At 68.0% G+C, this 18,565-nt stretch carries 19 protein-coding genes and 2 tRNA genes; 4 read left to right on the forward strand and 17 right to left on the reverse strand.

Going from position 1 to position 18,565, the window contains the following annotated elements; genetic code table 11:
* Positions 1-25: 25 nt before the first annotated feature.
* Together AB0E63_RS11170 and AB0E63_RS11175 are read left to right on the forward strand one after the other, a co-directional pair.
* On the forward strand, positions 26-655 hold the full coding sequence (locus tag AB0E63_RS11170; RefSeq protein ID WP_360364208.1) for a 2'-5' RNA ligase family protein: 630 nt from the start codon (positions 26-28) through the stop codon (positions 653-655).
* A 15-nt stretch (positions 656-670) separates the two neighbouring features.
* Positions 671-1,321, forward strand: coding sequence for a hypothetical protein (locus AB0E63_RS11175; RefSeq protein ID WP_360364210.1), 651 nt, complete (start codon positions 671-673; stop codon positions 1,319-1,321).
* Positions 1,322-1,371: 50 nt separating this feature from the next.
* On the opposite strand, the gene AB0E63_RS11180 is transcribed toward AB0E63_RS11175, so the two are convergent.
* The 10 genes from AB0E63_RS11180 to AB0E63_RS11225 form a co-directional block, all read right to left on the reverse strand.
* Positions 1,372-3,567, reverse strand: a complete 2,196-nt coding sequence (locus tag AB0E63_RS11180) for an FAD-dependent oxidoreductase (protein ID WP_360364212.1) — start codon at positions 3,565-3,567, stop codon at positions 1,372-1,374.
* Positions 3,568-3,581: 14 nt separating this feature from the next.
* On the reverse strand, positions 3,582-4,502 hold the full coding sequence (locus AB0E63_RS11185) for a MurR/RpiR family transcriptional regulator (RefSeq protein WP_360364214.1): 921 nt from the start codon (positions 4,500-4,502) through the stop codon (positions 3,582-3,584).
* A gap of 10 nt (positions 4,503-4,512) precedes the next feature.
* Entirely contained in the window at positions 4,513-5,892 is a 1,380-nt protein-coding gene (locus AB0E63_RS11190; RefSeq protein WP_360364216.1) for a hypothetical protein, read from the reverse strand.
* Complete coding sequence (locus AB0E63_RS11195) at positions 5,889-6,710, reverse strand: carbohydrate ABC transporter permease (protein WP_360364218.1); 822 nt, start codon at positions 6,708-6,710, stop codon at positions 5,889-5,891. The genes AB0E63_RS11190 and AB0E63_RS11195 overlap by 4 nt, the downstream gene beginning before the upstream one ends.
* Positions 6,703-7,632: a sugar ABC transporter permease gene (locus tag AB0E63_RS11200; RefSeq protein ID WP_360364219.1), complete on the reverse strand. Its 930-nt coding sequence runs from the start codon at positions 7,630-7,632 to the stop codon at positions 6,703-6,705. Before AB0E63_RS11200 ends, AB0E63_RS11195 begins: the two co-directional genes overlap by 8 nt.
* The gene (locus AB0E63_RS11205) at positions 7,632-8,933 is read right to left on the reverse strand and encodes an ABC transporter substrate-binding protein (RefSeq protein WP_360364221.1); all 1,302 of its coding nucleotides are present in this window, start codon (positions 8,931-8,933) and stop codon (positions 7,632-7,634) included. The genes AB0E63_RS11200 and AB0E63_RS11205 overlap by 1 nt, the downstream gene beginning before the upstream one ends.
* A gap of 162 nt (positions 8,934-9,095) precedes the next feature.
* Complete coding sequence (locus AB0E63_RS11210) at positions 9,096-9,968, reverse strand: DUF559 domain-containing protein (protein ID WP_360364223.1); 873 nt, start codon at positions 9,966-9,968, stop codon at positions 9,096-9,098.
* A 152-nt stretch (positions 9,969-10,120) separates the two neighbouring features.
* A complete protein-coding gene (locus AB0E63_RS11215; protein ID WP_360364224.1) occupies positions 10,121-11,146 on the reverse strand; it encodes a UDP-N-acetylmuramate dehydrogenase in 1,026 nt (341 codons plus the stop codon).
* Positions 11,143-11,550, reverse strand: coding sequence for a MaoC/PaaZ C-terminal domain-containing protein (locus AB0E63_RS11220; RefSeq protein ID WP_360364226.1), 408 nt, complete (start codon positions 11,548-11,550; stop codon positions 11,143-11,145). Before AB0E63_RS11220 ends, AB0E63_RS11215 begins: the two co-directional genes overlap by 4 nt.
* On the reverse strand, positions 11,547-11,969 hold the full coding sequence (locus AB0E63_RS11225; RefSeq protein WP_360364228.1) for a MaoC family dehydratase N-terminal domain-containing protein: 423 nt from the start codon (positions 11,967-11,969) through the stop codon (positions 11,547-11,549). Before AB0E63_RS11225 ends, AB0E63_RS11220 begins: the two co-directional genes overlap by 4 nt.
* A gap of 71 nt (positions 11,970-12,040) precedes the next feature.
* On the opposite strand from AB0E63_RS11225, the gene AB0E63_RS11230 reads away from it, so the two are divergent.
* Positions 12,041-12,787, forward strand: coding sequence for a hypothetical protein (locus AB0E63_RS11230; RefSeq protein ID WP_360364230.1), 747 nt, complete (start codon positions 12,041-12,043; stop codon positions 12,785-12,787).
* 61 nt (positions 12,788-12,848) lie between these two features.
* Here the strand turns inward: AB0E63_RS11230 and rpmG are convergent, their stop codons facing one another.
* The 3 genes from rpmG to AB0E63_RS11245 all read right to left on the reverse strand — a co-directional run bounded on the left by rpmG (position 12,849) and on the right by AB0E63_RS11245 (position 13,279).
* A complete protein-coding gene (gene rpmG, locus AB0E63_RS11235; RefSeq protein WP_360364232.1) occupies positions 12,849-13,016 on the reverse strand; it encodes a 50S ribosomal protein L33 in 168 nt (55 codons plus the stop codon).
* Between the two features lie 66 nt (positions 13,017-13,082).
* A tRNA-Met gene (locus AB0E63_RS11240) sits at positions 13,083-13,156 on the reverse strand.
* Between the two features lie 50 nt (positions 13,157-13,206).
* Positions 13,207-13,279: transfer RNA gene (locus AB0E63_RS11245), tRNA-Thr, on the reverse strand.
* 191 nt (positions 13,280-13,470) lie between these two features.
* Here AB0E63_RS11245 and AB0E63_RS11250 point away from each other — a divergent pair.
* Positions 13,471-14,103, forward strand: coding sequence for a DUF899 family protein (locus tag AB0E63_RS11250; protein WP_360364234.1), 633 nt, complete (start codon positions 13,471-13,473; stop codon positions 14,101-14,103).
* Between the two features lie 78 nt (positions 14,104-14,181).
* Here AB0E63_RS11250 and AB0E63_RS11255 read toward each other — a convergent pair whose 3' ends face one another.
* From AB0E63_RS11255 to AB0E63_RS11270, 4 genes are all read right to left on the reverse strand, one after another.
* Positions 14,182-14,619 (reverse strand): LLM class flavin-dependent oxidoreductase, encoded by a 438-nt coding sequence (locus AB0E63_RS11255; protein ID WP_360364236.1) that lies wholly within the window; start codon positions 14,617-14,619, stop codon positions 14,182-14,184.
* Positions 14,616-15,395 (reverse strand): DUF1684 domain-containing protein, encoded by a 780-nt coding sequence (locus tag AB0E63_RS11260; protein WP_360364238.1) that lies wholly within the window; start codon positions 15,393-15,395, stop codon positions 14,616-14,618. The genes AB0E63_RS11255 and AB0E63_RS11260 overlap by 4 nt, the downstream gene beginning before the upstream one ends.
* A 76-nt stretch (positions 15,396-15,471) precedes the next feature.
* On the reverse strand, positions 15,472-16,578 hold the full coding sequence (locus AB0E63_RS11265; protein WP_360364240.1) for an LLM class flavin-dependent oxidoreductase: 1,107 nt from the start codon (positions 16,576-16,578) through the stop codon (positions 15,472-15,474).
* Positions 16,568-18,475: an FAD/NAD(P)-binding protein gene (locus tag AB0E63_RS11270; protein WP_360364242.1), complete on the reverse strand. Its 1,908-nt coding sequence runs from the start codon at positions 18,473-18,475 to the stop codon at positions 16,568-16,570. Before AB0E63_RS11270 ends, AB0E63_RS11265 begins: the two co-directional genes overlap by 11 nt.
* Positions 18,476-18,565 lie beyond the last annotated feature (90 nt).

An 18,565-nucleotide genomic window follows, 5' to 3' on the forward strand; every position in this document is an offset into this window, starting at 1 on the left:
CCGCGCTACTGAGAGGAGCAGTTGCATGGTCGATCAAGTCCGCGACCACTGGTACTGGCGGCCCGGCTGGAGTGCCGGCCGCTCGTTCTACACCTGGCACATCACCTTCCAGAACGACGCCGTGCTCAGCGACCTGCATGCGGCGTACCAGCCGGTGGTCCGGTCGCTAGCAGGTCTGACTCCGGTTCCGGCGCAGTGGCTGCATCTGACCATGCAGGGCGTCGGTTTCGCGGACAAGCTCACCCAGGAGGACCTGGACCCGATCGTCGAAGCCGCCCAGCGCCGACTCGAGCCCGTTCATCCCTTCGAGATCCGGATCGGTCCCGCCGTCGTCGACCCCGAAAGTCTCCAACTGCCGGCCCAGCCCGTCGATCGTCTGCGCCGTCTCCGCGCCCAACTCCGCGCCGCGATCACCGACGTCTGGGGCCGTGACTCCGTCCCCGCGCTGCCGGAGCTCGATCCACACATCTCCCTCGGCTACTGGAACCAGGCCGCTGACGCCGCACCGCTGAAGAAACGCCTGGCCGCACTGGGAGGCGGAGTCGCGAAGACCGAGATCACCCACGCCAGCCTGATCAACCTCAACCGGGACCACCACTGCTACGAGTGGACGACCTATGCCACCGTGCGCCTGGGCGTCCCACGTCACATCTGACCAGGAGACACGTCCGTGACAGAGAAGGCTTCACCGGCCCTGGCCGACAGCTCGGCCGCCGGCGTGATCCGGGCGCTGCTCGACTTCCGCAGCGTCTGGACCACCCACGACCTCGTCGCCCTCAGCCGGGTTCCCGCACCGACGATCCATCGCGTCGTCGGCTGCCTCGAGCGGGAGGAACTCGTCACGCGGACCGCCGGCGCGGTCGTCGCCGTACACGATTGGATCGCTCTGCTGCACCGCTGGGCCCAGGACTTCCGCTTCACCCGCGAAAGCACCATTACGCAGTGGCAGGCGGTCGGCGGACTCGACGCGCTGGTCGACCGCATCCCGCCGACAACCTTGCCGTACGCCGTCACCGGCACCTTCGCGGCACGCCTCTGGGCACCGGTGACCCCAGCCACCACGCTGACGATCTACACGCCCGACCCACACGCGGCAGCCGATGCGTGGAACCTCATCCCCACCAGCACCGGTGACGTCGTACTTGCGACTCCCTCAACCGACGTGGTCTACACCCGCCCGCGCAAGACACCGACCGGTCTCCGCCTCGCAGCCCCCACCCAGGTCCTCACCGACCTCCTCACCGGCGCGGCACCATCCCCCACCACCGCCGACCCCCTCCTGACCTGGATGCAATCCCACGAACTCCAATGGCGCTACTGACCCGGCCCCGACGGCCGCAGTACAGCGAACGACGTCAGTCGACCGCGCGTTCACGAGTAGGCGCGGAGCGAGACCACGTGGGCTCGGGGCGCGCCGTTGGTGGCGTGGGCTGTCAGGCGGAGGTGGGTTGCCTGGACGGGGGTGGGTAGAGAGTGGCGGTTCGTGCGGTGGTGGTTGGCGGTGATGGTGGCTACGGGATGCCAGTCGGAGGCGCCGTTGCGGGCGTCGAGGGTGTAGTCGGCGAGAAGGGTCGGGAGGGTCTCGAAGGGGGTGCGGTGGTGGTGGAGGTTGATCAGGTCCTCGTTGACGTCATCGTCGAGGACGACGACGACCTCGGAGATCTCCACCGGGGTCGGCCAGGTGAGCTCGATCCAGGGAGCCGGATCCCAAGCGAGGTCTTCCGAGGACCAGAGGTTCGGGCCGCCGTACGGGCGGGCGTAGCCGCCGACAACGTTGGTTGGCGCGTACGCCGCAGTCTCACCGAGGCGGAGGCAGAGACCGGAGCGGGGGAGGATGTGTTTCCACGGACGGAACTGCTCGGTCCACTGCTCGTCCGGCGCCGGCTCGCGGTGCGCCAGGAACATCATGCCGGGGAGCGCGGCATCAGTGGTGTGAACCGAGATCGCCGGAGTCTTCCGCAGTACGACGATCCCGTTCGCGGACTGCCAGCTCAGCGGAACGTGGACCCAGCGCTTCTCGCCGGGCGGGACCTCCACAGTGCACGAGTCGACGAGCGCCGCCGGGAGGTAGTTCTGTGGCTTCCCCGGATCGTGTAGCTCGACGGTCAGCGAACCGCCAGTGGAGTCGACGAGCAGTTCGAAGCCGTCCAGCGAAGGGGCGACCATGGCGATGTCGGTTGTCAGCGGCAACGTTCCGGAGGAGACCTCGACGGCAGGCCGGGACAGCGTCGACGAGGCGGTGACGGACGCGGCCAGAGCCAGGTTCGCCGGGTCGTCATCGACGACCCCCAGGACTGAAGCGTCGGCACGCAGCAGCGCGCGACGCATCAGGCCGAAGCGATCCCGGGCCAGCTCCCGCGGCGTCAGACCGTTGCGCAGGGCAACGGAAGCGCCGATCCCGACGGCCTCCCCCAGGACGGCGCAGGTCGCCATCACCCGCGTCGTACCGAAGGCTACGTGACTCGCGCTGATGTTGCGCCCGGCCATCCACAGGTTCTCGACGTTCCGCGAGTACAGGGACCGCAGCGGAATGTGGTAGTTCCCATCCGGATGCCAGTGCTTCGATCCGCGCTCGGCGGCGTAGACACCACCGGGCGGGTGCAGGTCGATCGACCATCCGCCGAAGGCCACCCGATCCTCGAACTCGACCTGCCCGAGTACGTCGTGCTGCGTCAGCACGTGATCACCGAGGAAACGCCGGTACTCGCGCTTCCCCGGCACCGAACCGACCCACTCCAAGGTCAGGTTCTCCGCGTCGAACTGTCCAGAGTTCTTGATGTAATCCCAGATCCCGTAGACCACGGCCTGCAGTTCGTCCCGGATCCGTTCGTTGTCGTCGACGACGTCCAGCTCACCGCCCCACTCGATCCACCAATAGGCGCACCCGTTCAGCTCGGTCCGGATGATCCGCCGATCGGGGATGGCCGTTTCGGTGATGTCGCGGGCGAACGACGGCGGCTCGAACCGCACCGGCTCCCCGGCGTCCTTGGAGTAGAACAGGATCGTGCTCCCGAGCGTGTTCCCGTCCGGGACCTCGGGCGCCCACGATTCGTCGTACTCCGACCGCGGCTCGCGTCCGGTCCGGTACTCCGCGCCCGCGAGCAGACCGACCAACCCGTCGCCCGAGCAGTCGGCGTAGACCGGGCTGACGAATCGGATCTCCTTCTCCGCCCCCATCTGCCACCCGGTCACCGACCGGATCACACCCTCGGACGCATCCACGGTCCGCACGTCGGTGTTCAGGTACAGGGAGATCCGGGGCTCCGCGCGTACCGCTTCCAGCAGCACGAGATCCCAGTAGTACGGGTTCCCGAGCGGGTTCCGGTACTGGTTCTCGACGAACAGCTCGCCCATGATCCCGGTCTCCCGGGCGAAGTGCTGAACGCCGTGCGCGGTCGCCCCGCACACCCACACCCGCACCTCACTGGAGGAGTTGCCGCCGAGCATCGGCCGGTTCTGCACCAGCGCCACCGTGCTCCCCTGCCGCGCGGCGCCGATCGCCGCGCAGATGCCGGCGAGGCCTCCGCCGACGACGGTCAGATCGGTCTCGACGTCGAACTGCTGCATAGAAGACGAACCCCTCAGGTGTCTGGATGAACGACGGTCGGCGGCCGGAGGTCGGCGTCCGGATGGACGACGGGCTGCCCCGGGCCGTTCGGATGGTTGGCGGTGAGGTGGTCCGGCACGCGCTGGGCGACCAGTACGAACAGCAGTCCGGCCGTGAGTACGTCGCTGGCCCGGCCCGCGAAGAACTCGGTCCACGTCGTCCCATTCGGCGTACCGGTGTCGAACACCACCTCCGCGGCCCGCCCGATCGGCGAGTCCACGACCCCGGTGATCGCGACCGTCAGCGCGCCCTCGCCGGCCGAACGCTGGATGAACTCGAGCGAGGTCGGGTCGTTTCCGGACCGCGTGACCGTCAACGCAACATCGCCGGCCCCGAGCAGCCCGGCGCCGATCTGCGACGACTGCGGTCCGTCGAAGAACCACACGGGGATCCCGATCCGCAGCAACCGGATGTAGAGCTCGCGCGCCGGGATCGCGTCTCCCCACTCGCCATAGATATGCGTACGCCGTGCGCCCGCGACGGCATCGGCGACGCGGGTGGCCGCGGCCAGGTCGATCGCGGCCAGGGCATTGCGCAGAGCGTTCGCCTGGGTGGACGCCAGTACGTTCAGCACTTGCTCGGGCGGATCCGCCGGGCCGATCGCCAGGCCGATGTCACTCGCCCAGCCCGCCTCCATGCCGCGGCCGATCTCCATCGCCAGCGCCGCGCGCAAGGCGGGGTACCCGGCGAACCCGAGGTGCGTGGACAGCCGGGTCACCGTCGCGGCCGAGGTCTGCGCGGCCTCGGCCAGCTTGGTAATCGACCCGCGCGCGACCTCGTCCGGGTTCGCCAGGATGTGCTCAGCGACCCGCTGCATCGCGCCGTTCAGCTCCGGCTGCGCGCGCTTGACCAGCTGCAGCGGGCTCGGACTGTCCGCTCTCTCCATGTCTGCCATCCCGTCATCGTCACGTATAGACGAACTGGGCACTCGCCACACCGTCGGTGTCGCTCACCACTCGCACCCAGTGCGCGCTGAACCCGGGCGGGAACACGTGGGTCCGGATCTGCCCCGGCTCCACCGTCAACCGCTCGACCGCCCCGAACCGCCCGTGCCCGTGGAAGTCGATCTCGACCGTCACAACCATGGTGTCCTCGCTGAAGTTCTCCAGATGCAAGCACTTCCCGTCGAAGCCCGTCATCAGGTACGGATCCGACGGCACGCCGGCCTCCACTGACGTCTCCCACCACGGACCACCCCAGCCGGCGGGCTTGCCGAAGCTCCACAGGTCGTCGGTCTTGCCAAACCACAACCCGGACTGCGGTTCCGCGGTGGTCGGATTCAGCCCGTGACTCGGCGACGCGTTGTCCGCGCCGGCGACGAGCATCCCGCGCCACGAGCAGAAGTCTCCGAGCACCCACAGGTGCGTCGAGATCGGCCGCACGCCCCAGATCCTGCCCCCGTACGCCCACGGCGACAGCTCGTAGAACATGCCGTGATGGTCGAGCAGCAACCGCTCGTGCTCGACCTCGCGGATCCGCGGCCACTCGGTCTGCCACTTGTGGTCGAAGCAGTGCGACGCCTTCGGCAGCCGGTACCGCGTCCACTGCTGGTCCGCCTCGGTGAACACCTCGAGGATCGCCGACGCCCGGTCCCACCCGGTCGCGAAGATGGTCCCGCCGAACTCGTGCCGTCCACCGATCGCGGTGAACGGATCCTCCCGCAGTACCTTCCACGACTTGCCGTCGTACTCCGCCAACCGGCCCCGCGATCGGACGCCGGCCCACTCGGGTTCGGCGTACTCGTTGGAACACACCACGAGCCGGCCGAAGGACGTGTAGCAGTCCTTGTAGTGGACCTTCATCTCGCCGTCGGTGCCGAGCTCGTCGTTGAGGTCGAAGAGCTGCGTGCATTCGTACGTCGTGAGGTCGAGCTCGAGCAGCTCACCTTCCATCGCGAGCACGTACACATGCGTGTCCGGCTTGGTCAGGTGTCGCGACGTACCGCAGACGCGGAGCGGCTGGAGCTCCGGGATCGTGACGATCTTGTGGTCGGCGGAGATGACGTGCGGCCCGAGGACCAGCTGCGAGGTCGGGAAATGTACGAACCGGTTGGTGTAGGTGCCGTCCACACCCAGCGTTTCGGCGACGATCTCCATCGACAGATCGGCGTCGATCCGGCGAAGGCTGACGCCGGCACCGGACGGAGCCTTGTGGGAGTTGTAGTTCTGGACGTAGAGCTTCCCGTTCCACGGCATCAGCGAACCGACGCCGAGCTCGCTGCGCGGCGGACCGAAGTCACCGACCTGGGCGAGATGCGGGAAGATACCTGAGACGTTCTGCATCATTTGATTCCTGTGTGGGTCATGGCTGCGATGAACCGGCGTTGCAGGACGACGAAGACGATCAGCACGGGCACGATCGAGATCACCGAGGCGGCCATCGTCAGGCCGGGAGCGATCTGCCCTTGCTCGTCGACGAAGTTGGTCAGGCTGAGCGGCAGCGTGTAGCGGTCCGGGTTGCTGATCAGCACCAGCGGCGTCTCGTAGTCGTTCCAGGACCAGACGAACGCCAGGATGCCGAGCGCGCTCATCACCGGTGTTGCCAACGGCAAGTAGATTCGGGTGAACACCCGCCACTCGTTCGCGCCGTCCATCCGCGCCGCCTCGGCGAACTCGGCCGGCTGGCTGACGAAGAACTGCCGCATCAGGAAGGTCCCGAGCACGGTGAACATGCCGGGCAGGATCAGCGCCCACAGCGTGTCGTAGAGCCCGAGCTTCTGGAAGTAGATGAACCGCGGCACCAGCAAGAGCTGCGCCGGGATGATCGCGGTCGCCAGATACAGTAGGAACAACTTGTCCCGGCCCTTGAACGACATCCGCGCGAACGCGTAGCCGGCCATCGTCGCGGTGATCAGTTCCCCGGCCACCCGCAGTACGGCGACGAGGACGGACCGCCCGAACGCCGGCAGCACCGAGGTGGCGCCGCTCAGCACGGTGGTGAAGTTGTCCCACTGGAACGGATCGGGGATCCACTGCATCGGGATCTTGTAGGCGTCCACGTCCGGCTTCAGCGCGGTCGAGATCATCCACGCGAACGGCGCGAGGAAGGCGATCGCGAGGATCCACAACGGGATCCCCCAGTACCACTTGCTGCGCTTAGTCATGGAGGGCCCTTCCTCGTTGCGCCCGCCAGGTCACCAGGGTCAGCGCGAGTACGCCGATGAAGGTCACCAGGCCGATCGCCGACGCGTAGCCGAACCGGTAGAACTGGAAGCCCGTCTGGTACATGTAGTAGGAGATCGTCGTGGTCGCGTCCCCCGGACCGCCGGCGGTGATCAACGCGATCAACCCGAAGCCCTGCGACGCACCGATGATCAGCGTGACCAGCAGGAAGATCGTTGTCGGCAGCAACGAAGGCCAGGTGATCACGCGGAACTTCGCCCACGCCGAGGCACCGTCGATGTCGGCGGCCTCATACAACTGTCGTGGCGCATCCTGCAGCGCGGACAGGTAGATCAGCGAGCAGTAGCCGACGCCGCCCCACACCGCCATCACGATCAGCGCCGGCAGCGCCCAGTGCGAGGACGCGAACCAGGCCGGCTGGATCCCGAAGGCGTCCAGGACCTGGTTGACCAGACCGGCCTTCGGGTTCATCAGCATCAACCAGGTCATGCCGATCGCGACCACGTTGACGATGTACGGCAGGAAGAAGATCGCCCGGAGTACGGCGCGCCCCGGGAGCGGCCGGTTGAGCGCGATGCCGAGAGCGAGTCCGAGTACGACGGTCAGCGGCACGGACACCCCGACGTACACCAGGGTCAGGCCGACCGCCCGCCAGAACCCGGGGTCACGGGCGATCGCGACGAAGTTGTCCAGGCCGTTGAACGTGATGCCGCCGAGGCCGGACACCAGGTTCCAGTCGGTGAAGGCGAGCACGATGACGCTGATCAGCGGGATCAGGGTGAACGCGATCACGCCGAGCAGGTTGGGGGCGATGAACAGGAAGCCGATCCAGCCCCGTGGCTTGATTCCCGGGGCCTTCTCGGTCCGGACCGCCGTGGCCGCGGCGACGGTTGCGGTTGCCATCAGGGCCTCCTCTGGTTGCGGGCGATCGCGGCGTCGGCGACCCGGCGTACCTCACGGATCGCCGCTTTCGCGTCCTTCTCGCCGAGCAGGCACAGGTCGCGCTGCTGTTTCACGGCGAGGCTGATCTCGGGGAATCCGGTCAGCCGGGTGTCGGTGGCGAGCTTGGGCTCCGCGTCCAGGACGACGCGGTGGAACGACTCGACGTCGAAGTACTTGTCCGGCTCCTTGCCGAGCATGCCGGTGACCACCTGCTCGTCGGTGACGTTGCCGAGGGTGGGCAGCTTGCCGGCCTTGAGCATCGGCGTGGAACCCTCGGTCAGCCAGAACTTCACGAACGCCCAGGCCGCCTCGAGCTTCGGCGACTTCGGGTTGACCATCACGAAGTTGCTGTAACTGCCGCCGTTCCAGTCCTTGCCGTCGACGGTCGGCGGCGGGGCGAACGAGACCTTGAAGTCGTGCGGGTACTTCTTCGGGTCGTAGAGGTACCGCAGGTTGAAGGGCGCGGTCGACCAGAGATGGAACTCCTCACCGAGGAACGAGTTCTGTTGATACGCGTCCAGGTGCCGGGCGAGGATCTCGGTCTGCGGGAACGCGGACCCTTCCGCGATCATGTCCCGGCCGAGCCGGAGGCCCTGCTCGAAGTGCGGATCACCGAAGTTCGAATGATCGCCGTCGTACCAGTAGTTCGGACCGAGCGCGATCCGGGCGACGTCCGGGACGGCGTACGCACCGATGGTGTCCGCGGTCGTCAGCTTGCGGGCGGTTGCACGGAAGTCGTCGATCGTCCACTGCCGTGGCAGGTCGACGCCGGCCTGCTGCCGGAGTTTCTCGTTGAACAGGACGAAGTTCGGCTCGCGGGCCGTGGCCAGGGCCTTGATCTTGCCGTTCTCGGCGTACGCGCGAGGTTCGACGGAGTCGAGGAACGGCTTGAGCTCGGGGTCCCCGCTGACGCGATCGGTCAAGTCCGCCGCCAGTCCGGACCCGGCCCGCAACGCCATCGATGCCTGCGAGTACGTGAAGTACACGTCGATGTCGAGCCCGCCCTGCAGCGCCGTGTCCAGCTTGAGGTTGCCGCGGGCGTCGTTCACGAACCGGGTGTAGTTCACCTTGTACTGCGGATACTTCTGCTGGAACGCCTTCACCACATCCGCCGGCCCCGACGCCGCCGGCACCCCACCCCACACCTGCAGCACGCTCGACCGCGCACCCCCACCACCGGAACACCCCGGCACCACCGCCGCCGCAGCCGCCGCGCCGATCCCGGCGAGCACATCCCGCCGCGAAAATCTTTTGCGCCTCACTACCCACCTCCCACCAGATTGCGCAAAAGATTAGCGACTCCAATCTCTCTTGCCTACCCCCACTGCAAATCTTTTTCAGCGTACCGACGGACGGGTAGTGGTACCCCGAACGCCGACATTGCTGCTCCGGTCCACGCATGCCCGGGCGATCGACCACCACCACTACCCGTTCTTCGGTACACCGATCCGCTGCGCAACTGCGCTCTCGACAGTCGCGACCACCCATCGGGGATCCCCGATGACCTGCTGATAGGTGAACCGGAGCACGAGCCAGCCAGCCGCGACCAGTTCGTCGTAGCGACGACAGTCGGCGGCGAACTTTCCGGCCGTGCCGTGGAACTCGTACCCCTCGGCCTCCAGAGCGACGCGGGCGGGCCGATGCCCGAGGTCCACTCGCACACGCGACTCCCCGGTCTCCACCACCACCTGTGGTTCGAACCCCTCGATGCCGGCGGTCACCAGCAGACTCCTCAGCATCGACTCGAGGAAGCTCTCGGATCGCCCGGTGGCAGCTGCCGCGACCCGCATCGCATTCGGCCGACCCAGCCCAGACATCGCTGCCGTGGTTGCAACCAACTCGTCGTGGGTCAGCCAGCCGGTCGCGAGGGCCGCGTCGGCCACGGCCAACGCCTCGCCGAACGGAAGAATCCGGGCACAGTCGAGGACCGTCCGCACCAGCGAGGTCCGGCGCGCACGCAGGTCCGCAGTCGGCAGGGTCGCCCAGTGCAACACTGCAGGCGGACCGGGCTTGGCATTTCTGTTCGTCGGCAGAGTGATGTGGGGCTTCGCGGGTGTCGTGAGCAGCGGCAATCGCCAGACCGCGGCTGCACTCGTGTGCGACAGCACGCCGTCGTGCGCGATGGCCGTGGCCAGGTCGGTCGCGAGACCTGGGAGCCCGTAGATCCCGCGGGTGAGCCGCTCGACATCGCCGCACCGAACTGCCGCCGCCAGCGACCGTCGGGAAGTCACCGTGACAAGCTCGGCGGACGTGGCCCAGCCTCCCAGCCGGGCCAGCACCTCCACGACGGACGCCACCCGATTATTCTGGCCGCCCGCGCCGAGTCCCCGCCGAAGTTATCCACAGGTACCGACGGACGGGTAGTGGTGACGATTGACCGCCCAGCGCACGCCCAGCCGACGCTTGTCATCCGGCCGGAACGGGACCACTACCCGTCCTTCGGTACGCCTCAGAGGGTGCAGTTCACCAGGACTGGTTCGTTGATGAGGGTGATTCCGAAGGCCTGGTGGACTTGCGTTCGGACGTGGGCTGCCAGGGAGAGGAGTTCTTTGGCGGTGGCGGTGCCTCGGTTGGTGAGGGCGAGGGTGTGTTTGGTGGAGACGGCTGCCGAGCCGATGGTGAAGCCCTTGGAGATGCCGGCGTGTTCGATCAGCCAGGCGGCGCTGGTTTTGACGCGGCCGTCGGGCTGGGGCCATTGGGGGGCGCCGGCAGGGACCTCGGCGGGGGTGTCGAGGATGGGGTTGGTGAAGAAGGAGCCGGCGCTCCAGGTGTCGTGGTCGGCGGGGTCCAGGACCATGCCTTTGCTGCGGCGCAGGCCTAGGACGGCTTCGCGGACGTCGGTCATCGGGGCGCGCGAGCCTGGTTCGACGTCGAGGACGCGGGCGAGTTCGGCGTACCCGACCGGGGCGGACAGGTCGCCGAGGCTCAACTGGAAGACGACCTCCAGTACGACGTAGCGGGACGGGTCGGCCTTGAAGCGGGAGTTCCGGTAGCTGAACCCGCAGTCGGCGGCGAAGATCGTGCGGACCTGGTTGTCGACGCGGTCCCAGACCCGGACGGACGCGATCGTCTCGGCGACCTCGTGTCCGTAGGCGCCGACGTTCTGGACCGGCGTGGATCCGGTCAGCCCGGGAATGCCGGACATCGACTCGAAACCACTCCACTCCTCGGCGATCGCGCGCTGGACCACGGCATCCCAGTCCTCGCCGGCCTGAATGTGGACCATTGCCCCGGAGCACAGGTCCGCGTCGACCCGGATCCCGGTGGTCGCGACCTTGATCACGGTGCCGCGGAAGCCGTCGTCGCCAATGACGACGTTGCTGCCGCCGGACAGCAGCAGCACCGGCTCCCCGGCGGCGTCGGCGTCGCGGACCGCGGTGATCAGGTCGTCTTCAGTACTGACCTCGACGAGCTTGTCGGCCAGTCCGCCGATCCGCAGGGTGGTGAAGTCGGCCAGGGGTACGTGGGTTCTCACTGGACGCGCACGACCGCCCTGGACCGGCCGAGCACCTTCTCCTCGCCGGCGATCGCGGTGATGTCGATCTCGGCCAGCCCGTCCGCGACCTTGTCGACCTTGGCCGAGAACGTCACGCTCACACCCTTGTCGTCATCCGGTACGACGACCGGCTTGGTGAACCGTACGCCGTACTCCACCAGCTCGGCCGGGTCGTCCAGCCAGTCCGTGACCACGCGGACCGCGGAGGCCATCGTGAGCATTCCGTGCGCGATCACGCCGGGCAGCCCGAGCGCGGCGGCCATCCGGTCGCTCCAGTGGATCGGGTTGAAGTCACCGCTCGCACCGGCGTACCGGACGAGGTCCTCGCGCCGGAAGGTGACAGTCAGCGGGGGTAGCTCAAAACCCGGAGCCGCCGTTTTCATGCGTCCGCCCGGTTGTGCGAGATGGTGGAGGTCGAGGTGGCGATCGGGTCGCCGTCGACGGTGGTCAGGGCGGTCTCGTACATGATCACCTCGACGTCACCGGCCTTGCGCACGGTGGTGATGGTCGCGGTCGCGGCGATGTCGTCGCCGGCCTTGATCGGGCGGGTGTAGGTGAACTTCTGCGCGCCGTGCACGATCCGGTCCAGCCGGAGGCCGAGCTCCTCGTCGTTCAGGAGCTGCTCGAGCGCGCGGCTGCCGAGCATGAAGGCGAAGGTGGGCGGCGCGATCGCGTCATCACCCCGGTACGCCGGGTTGCCGTCACCGATCGCGTCGGCGAACTCACGGATCTTCTCCCGGCCGACCTGGTAGGACTCGGCGGCCGTGTAGCTCCGGCCGACCATCGTGGCGTCGATCGTCATATCCGCTAACCCTACTGGCAGACTGGACCCCGGGACGCCGCCACCCATGATCCGACTGGGGAAGGTTGAACGTGACGGCAGTGGCTGAGCTGGCCAAATATGCACCGAGGTACGCGCTGGAGATCGGGGAGCCGGAAGGCTCCGAGTGGTTGCGGGTGGATCGGATCCTGGAGCCGGGGAGTCCCGAGCTGACCGAGCTGCTCAAGCGCGATGACGAGGCGAGCTGTCACCGGACGGCCCACGCGAACGCGCTCAGCATGATGTCGTTCTACGCCGGGCGCGCACCGGCCGCCGCGCTGCTGCTCTGGGCGCTGGAGGGCCGGGTCCTCGACATCCGGCCGGAGAACCTGTGGGTCCGGCCGCACGAGGGGCACGGCGTCGCGGCGGTCGCCGTACGCTCTGCCGTCTTCCTCCCCGGCGGGCTGCAGACGCTGCACGACGTGGTGCTGCGACAGCACCTGCTCCCGCTGGCAGAGGAGCTGCACCGGCGGACGCGAGCCGGGCTCCGGCAGGTGTACGGCGGGGTAGCGGCCGGGTGTGCGATGGGGTTCTGCGCGGCGACCCGCGAGGAGACCACCGTGGATCCGGCGTACCTGCTGGGGCGCTGGCAGACGTTCGTCGCCGAGGCGCCCGGCGGCCTGGCCCGGCTCGGCGACGTCGAGACCGCCGCCGGCAAGCTCGTCTACCTCCGCAACACGTGCTGCCTCTACTACACGAGCGAGGCCGGCACCGCCACGCTCTGCGGCTCGTGCTGCCTCACTCCGCGTAACGAGCGTCTCACCGCCTACGAAGGCGGACGGCCGATCCTGACCGTGTAGCGGCATAGCGAAAGGGCCGCTCCGGGTGTCCGAAGCGGCCCTCGCGAAAGAAAGCTGAAGGTCAGCGGGTCTCGCGGTGGTCCGTGTGGTCGTTGCAGCGGAAGCAGTACTTCTTCAGCTCAAGACGATCCGGGTCGTTACGCCGGTTCTTCTTGGTGATGTAGTTGCGCTCCTTGCAGACCGTGCACGCCAGCGTGATCTTCGGGCGGATGTCGGTTGACTTGGCCACTGCTGCCTCTTCTTGTCAGGAGTGCGCAACTTGGGTGATCGCACTCTGAAATACTGCCTTGCTAGGTAGCGGGGGCGGGAGTCGAACCCGCGACACCACGATTATGAGCCGTGTGCTCTAACCACCTGAGCTACCCCGCCGGGAGAGTCCGTCATCCCATCCGGCGGACCGGATGAGATGTCGTGCTCAGAGCCCCTTTACGGAATCGAACCGTAGACCTTCTCCTTACCATGGAGACGCTCTGCCGACTGAGCTAAAGGGGCGGGCCGAGGAGAGAGATTACACGGTCCGCCGCCCCGATGTGAAATCGAGCCGGGCAGACCTTGCAGGCCCCTCAGTCCGTCCCGGAAAGCATACCGGTTCCCGGGAGTGCTTCTGACCAATTTTCCGCCTCGATGTAGAGAACGGGTGATCGGCTTCGTCGTACGTTCAGGACCAGACGAGAGGACACCCAATGACGGACAACACAGCACTGCCTCCGGTCGTGTCGGCCGAGGAGTGGGAGAAGGCGCGAGCCGAGTTGCTGACCGCCGAGAAGGAGGCCACGCGGGCCCAGGACCGGATCGCGGCGCAGCGGCGGCGGCTGCCGATGGTGCGGTTCGCGGAGTACACGTTCGCGTCGACCGACGGGCCGGTGACGCTGCGGGAGCTGTTCGGCGAGCAGCAGCAGCTCGCGCTCTACCAGTTCATGCACAGCGGCCCGGACCACTTCTGCCCCGGCTGCACGTACTTCACCGAGCAGGTGGCCGACCTCGACGGCCTGGCCCAGGGCGGCGTCGCCTGGGCGACCGTGTCGGACATGCCGCTCGACCAGATGGCCGGCTACTGGAAGCAGAAGGAGTGGACGGTGCCGTTCGCGTCCTCGGCAGGTACGACGTTCTCCGCGGACTGCGGCGCGGGCGGTGGCTTCCTCCTCAACCTGTTCATCCGGGACGGCGACGAGGTCTACCGCACCTACTCCACCGGCCAGCGCGGCGTCGACCGCATCCTGTTCGTCAACAACCTCCTCGACCTGGCGCCGTACGGACGCCAGGAAGCCTGGGAGGACTCCCCCGCGGGCTGGCCGCAACACCCGACGTACGGCTAGGCCCACACTCGACTCGGGTACGTCGAGCGCAGTGCCGGCATCCCCTCTGTGACGAAGGTCTCCACCGAGGCACGGTTCTCATCCTCCGAGAGCCCGGCGACCTCCAGGGAGATGCCGGACAGCTCGTGCCCGAACGCCTCCTGGTACCGGCCGAACTTGTCGATCACCCTGCTCTGGCGACCCCACCAGCACCGAACCGCCCTCGAGGAACTCCTCCAGCGTCCGGAACGGCAGCTGGTTGTGCCGGGCGCCGGGTGAGACTCCTGTCTCCCGCAGCAACCGCCGGAGCAGCTCGTACTTCTCCCGGTTCCGGTCCCACTGCCCGTCCACCACCGGTGGGGATGAGGAGATCAAGCGCTGCGCGTGCCGCTCCCCCACGCCGTACGCGTCGAACCCCAGCTCCTCCGCCCACTGCGCCTGGCGTACGACGTGCTGGAAGCGCTCGTACGGCGTGACCTGCACCCCGCTGATCGGATCGGGTGAGTTGTCGATCAGCGTGTACGTACAGAACTTCATCTGACCTTCTTCTCGCCCGCCGTCACCGGCAGGCCGAGCCGATTCCCCGCGACCGGCGCAGGGCAGGTCCCGTACGCCGTGAACGCGAACGGCAGGTTGACCGTCCGGTTGAAGTCGATCGCCACCGACCCGTCCCGCCCGACCACCCCGGTCGTCACCGTGCGCCAGGGAGCCGTCTCTTCACCGTTCGTCTTGTCATGGAACGACAGATTCAGCCTCCCGCCACCAGCAGCCGTGGCCACCAGCTCGTACGCCGCTCCGCCGAGCGCCACGTGGACTGTGCCGACCGCAGTCACGTGCTGACGTAAGTCGTCCCGTGCGGTCGAGACCTCCACCTGCTCCGGCTTCACGTACGGCGTGTAGTACGCCTTGACCACCCACTCGTCGTCCAACGGGTACGCCGGGACACCGCTGAACTCGCGCCGGGTCGTCGCCCGCGGATCGCGCTGGCGTACGGCGTACCGTCCGCCGCGCAGCACGAGCTCCGCCAACCGATCGCCGTACAGCAGCCAGCTCAGGGAACCGGCCTCCGGCACGCTGGCCGACACGGTGCCGTACACCGGCTCGCCGCCGAGGGTCAGCTCGCCGGCGGCCGTGACGTACGCGCGTTCCTCGTCGGCCTCCCACTTGCCGGGCAGTCCGTGCAGGACAGTAGGGGCCGCAGGCAACCAGTCGAAGGCGACGATGGAGAGCCAGCCGTAGTCGGTGTCCAGGTCGCGTTCGCGGGCGGCGTGCCAGGTTGCCCAGTCCTGATCGAGATCGGTGACGATGCTCATCGACGTCCTCGCTTCGCTCCGGGCGCCGATGAGACACGAGGCGGGCTGTGTTTGCTGATGAACTCGCTTCGCTCGTTCATGAGGCCAAGTCCTTTCGCTCCTCGCGGTGGGCGACTTCGGATCGGACCAGCGGGATCACGTACCGGCCGAAGTCGATCGCGTCGTCGTAGATGTCGTAGCCGCGGGCGGAGAAGATCCGGATGCCGAGGTCGTAGTAGTCGAGCAGCGCTGCCGCGACGGTGTCCGGCGTACCGACGAGGGCGGTCGAGTTCCCGCCGCCTCCGGTCAGGCCGGTCGGCGCGGTCCAGAGCGCGCGGTCGTGCCGCTCGCCTTCCGCGACCGCCTTGAGCAGCCGCTGGGAGCCCGCGTTCTCGGGCGTCTTCGAGCGGAGCCTCGTGTTCAGCGGTACGCCGCCCGCCTTCACGTCCTTGATCCGGCCGAGAATGCGCTCCGCCTTCTCCCAGGCCAGCTCTTCGGTCGGCGCGAGGATCGGCCGGAACGCGATCTGGATCGTCGGCCGGTCCGCCCGACCAGCTGCGGCAGCTGCGCTGTCGATTGTTGACAATTGCTCGCGGGTTCCGGCCAGCGGCTCGCCCCACAGCGCGAAGATGTCCGCCTCCGCCGCTCCGACCGCGTACGCCGCGGCCGACGAGCCACCGAACGAGATCCGCGGCCGTGGCTGCTGCAGCGGCTTGATGTCGGCCACGAACTGCTCGAACTTGTAGTGCTCGCCGTCGAAGTCGAACCGCTCGTCGGACGTCCAGGCCCGTTTGAGGATCTGGATGAACTCGCGGGTGCGCCCGTACCGGTCGTCCTTGGCCAGGAAATCACCCTCGGCGGCCTGGTCGGCGGTCGATCCGCCGGTGATCACGTGCACCTCGAACCGGCCGCCGCTGATGTGGTCGAGGGTCGCGAAGGTCTTCGCGGTCAGCGTCGGGTAGGCGACGTTCGGCCGGTGCGCGACCACCAGGTTGATCCGCTCGGTCCGGCCGGCGACGTACGCCGCGACCTGGGCCGGGTCGGGCGAACCCGAGTGGTAGGCGAACAGGATCCGGTCCCACCCGTTGTCCTCGTGGGCGCGGGCGAGCTTCGTCGTGTACTCCAGGTCCAGCGGGCCACCGGTTCGCGGCGTCACCTCGCTGGCCGGATTGGTTCCGGCGATGCCCAGGAACTCAACTGGCATGACGTTCTTCCTTCCGTACGGTGGGTGCGAGCAGGCTGAGCAGGTGCCGGGCGACCGCGTCGTTCTGCCGGAAGCCGGGACCGTTGAAGTGCGGGCGGGAGAACCCGGACGACCCGGCCGAGCCGGAGACCGACGGCCCGAGCAGGAACAGCGCCGGGTGGACGGTGCCGTCGGCCTGGATCGCCCGGCAGTGCGAGTCCGCCTTGAGCTGACCGCCGCCGAGGCTGGTCCCGTCCGCGGCGAACAGTTCGTCGGCCGCGAGTACGCCGGACACCAACAGTCCTTGCAGCAGCGGATCCGTGCTGGCGAGTACGTCGGGACGCGGCAAGCGGGCCTCGACGAACGCCCGGGCGTGGATCTCCCCCGCGACACCAGGGCTGCGGGCAACGAAGCGGTCGTTGTCGATAGCAACTTCGAGGTCGGGACCGGCGAACCGGACGATCCCGGCGCGGTGCAACGCGAGCAGTTCCTCCAGCCGGCGCGGCGGCGGGCCGCTGGCCACGAAGGAGAAGAAGCCGTGCCACTCCGTCTCGACCCGGCGGACGCGGTCCTCGTCGGACAACCGTCCCTCGGTGATCGCCACCGACAGCACGCTGTAGATGCTCAGCAACGCGTTGAAAACCGCGAGATCGGCCGAGTACGACGGATCCGCCCGGCGCAGCAGATCCGTCTCGATCAACTCGGTCAGAAACCGCTCGAACCGCTCCCGGTCCGGGAACAGCCGGCCGGCGAGCGGGCGATCGACCTCGGACCGCACGAACCGGTCGGCCGGATCGGGAACAGCGTCCGCCACCGCTTCGTCGAAGGCAGCGCCGGCGCCTGCTCCTCCCGCCGGCCACTCGTCGAGCGCGTCGGCGAAGTGCTCCCACGACCACCGGGTCCGTTCCGGGTGGGCGGTGAACAGTTGCTGGTAGTGCGCGAAGGCCAGTTCCTTGTCGATCAGCGGGGCGAGCTGGCTCTCGAAATCGAGTACGCCGTCGCCGAGTTCGTCGAGGGCTGCCTTCGTCAGATAGCGGGTCGGCACCGGCTTCGTTCCGGCGACGGTGTAGCCGAGTTTGGCGTGATACGGGACGCCTCGGCGGGAGCCGACGTACAAGGTGGGCTCGTCGCCGGACGGGCGGTAGGCGAGTACGCCGTCGCACTCGTCGTACCAGCCGCCGCGGCCCTCAGTGAGGAGCACCATCAGGTCGATGAAGGCCTGGCCGAAGCCGCGGACGATGACGTTCTCGGCCGGCCACAGTTCGTCGAGGTCCACGTCGGCGGTGTACCCGGGCGGGAGGTAGGTCAGGCCGGCGTCTGTCGCCTGGGCGGCCCAGGCCGCCTCCGATGCCGTCGGCAACCGATCCAGGTAGCCGAGGGCAAACACCGCGACGTCGGCCCGGATCTCTTGGCCCGAGGCAAGGATCACCCGGTGGTCCGCGGTCAGCTCGACGGCTCGCTCAAGGTGCGTGGTGACGGTCGCGGGCAGGTCTCGTACGACCCGCTCCCACACCCAGGCCAGGTACTCCGCCTGGACCAGCCGCGGTGGAAAGTCCATCGGGCCTGGAATCTCGAGGCCTGCCCTCTCCAGGATCACCGCGCCTTCACCCGCGACCCAGGTCGCCAGATCCGGCCCGGCCACGATCGGGCCCTCACACTCCACCGACTCGTCGGTGAAGATGGTGATGTCCGACGTCATCGAGTTCATCCACAACAACCGCGACTGCTCCCGCCGCCAGATCCGCCCACCACCCGCCGGGTACGGATCCACCACATGAATGTCCACCGCGCGCGTACCCAGCAACTCCTCCGCACTGGCCGCAAACCGCTCCAACAGTCCGACAGTCCGAGGACCGCCGCCGACAAACACGACCGACGCGGGCGGTTCCTTCCTGGGATGCATCTCGGACACGGTCATGGGGCCTCCCGGCCTGGACTGAGGAGCGGAGGGAGCGCAGCGACTGGAGCGACGAGGGAAGGCCGGGAGTCAAGGCCCCATGACCCTGCC

It is taken from the genome of Kribbella sp. NPDC026596, from assembly GCF_040638415.1.
Lineage (GTDB): Bacteria > Actinomycetota > Actinomycetes > Propionibacteriales > Kribbellaceae > Kribbella.

Excerpts from the sequence above, each read along its gene's own strand:
- AB0E63_RS11265 (WP_360364240.1), bottom strand. The coding sequence starts at position 16,578 with ATGCCAGTTGAGTTCCTGGGCATCGCCGGAACCAATCCGGCCAGCGAG.
- AB0E63_RS11270 (WP_360364242.1), bottom strand. The coding sequence starts at position 18,475 with ATGACCGTGTCCGAGATGCATCCCAGGAAGGAACCGCCCGCGTCGGTC.
- AB0E63_RS11170 (WP_360364208.1), top strand. The coding sequence starts at position 26 with ATGGTCGATCAAGTCCGCGACCACTGGTACTGGCGGCCCGGCTGGAGT.
- AB0E63_RS11190 (WP_360364216.1), bottom strand. The coding sequence starts at position 5,892 with ATGATGCAGAACGTCTCAGGTATCTTCCCGCATCTCGCCCAGGTCGGT.
- AB0E63_RS11185 (WP_360364214.1), bottom strand. The coding sequence starts at position 4,502 with ATGGCAGACATGGAGAGAGCGGACAGTCCGAGCCCGCTGCAGCTGGTC.
- AB0E63_RS11195 (WP_360364218.1), bottom strand. The coding sequence starts at position 6,710 with ATGACTAAGCGCAGCAAGTGGTACTGGGGGATCCCGTTGTGGATCCTC.
- AB0E63_RS11250 (WP_360364234.1), top strand. The coding sequence starts at position 13,471 with ATGACGGACAACACAGCACTGCCTCCGGTCGTGTCGGCCGAGGAGTGG.
- AB0E63_RS11255 (WP_360364236.1), bottom strand. The coding sequence starts at position 14,619 with ATGAAGTTCTGTACGTACACGCTGATCGACAACTCACCCGATCCGATC.
- AB0E63_RS11220 (WP_360364226.1), bottom strand. The coding sequence starts at position 11,550 with ATGAAAACGGCGGCTCCGGGTTTTGAGCTACCCCCGCTGACTGTCACC.
- AB0E63_RS11225 (WP_360364228.1), bottom strand. The coding sequence starts at position 11,969 with ATGACGATCGACGCCACGATGGTCGGCCGGAGCTACACGGCCGCCGAG.
- AB0E63_RS11200 (WP_360364219.1), bottom strand. The coding sequence starts at position 7,632 with ATGGCAACCGCAACCGTCGCCGCGGCCACGGCGGTCCGGACCGAGAAG.
- AB0E63_RS11180 (WP_360364212.1), bottom strand. The coding sequence starts at position 3,567 with ATGCAGCAGTTCGACGTCGAGACCGATCTGACCGTCGTCGGCGGAGGC.
- AB0E63_RS11260 (WP_360364238.1), bottom strand. The coding sequence starts at position 15,395 with ATGAGCATCGTCACCGATCTCGATCAGGACTGGGCAACCTGGCACGCC.